Raw genomic sequence first — 551 nt, forward strand, 5'->3', positions numbered from 1 at the left:
CTGTACCAGCCGGGGGCAGGCACACCGCGCCGGGCTGTGGCTGATTAAAACAGAACTGCTGGAAACGCAGACCGTGGATTTCAGCGTCGGCGCAGAAGGGCTTCGCCATGTACCGGGCGATGTTATTGAAATCTGCGATGATGACTATGCCGGTATCAGCACCGGTGGTCGTGTGCTGGCGGTGAACAGCCAGACCCGGACGCTGACGCTCGACCGTGAAATCACGCTGCCATCCTCCGGTACCGCGCTGATAAGCCTGGTTGACGGAAGTGGCAATCCGGTCAGCGTGGAGGTTCAGTCCGKCACCGACGGCGTGAAGGTAAAAGTGAGCCGTGTTCCTGACGGTGTTGCTGAATACAGCGTATGGGAGCTGAAGCTGCCGACGCTGCGCCAGCGACTGTTCCGCTGCGTGAGTATCCGTGAGAACGACGACGGCACGTATGCCATCACCGCCGTGCAGCATGTGCCGGAAAAAGAGGCCATCGTGGATAACGGGGCGCACTTTGACGGCGAACAGAGTGGCACGGTGAATGGTGTCACGCCGCCAGCGG

Annotated in this window: 1 protein-coding gene; it reads left to right on the plus strand. The window is 60.7% G+C overall.

Annotation, left to right across the window (positions count from 1 at the left end):
- Nucleotides 1–551, plus strand: a 551-nt coding sequence (locus EES38_RS21795) for a phage tail protein (protein ID WP_243694249.1), incomplete at both ends; no start/stop codon positions are given.

The organism is Vibrio viridaestus (genome assembly GCF_003856525.1).
Classification (GTDB): Bacteria; Pseudomonadota; Gammaproteobacteria; order Enterobacterales; family Vibrionaceae; genus Vibrio; species Vibrio viridaestus.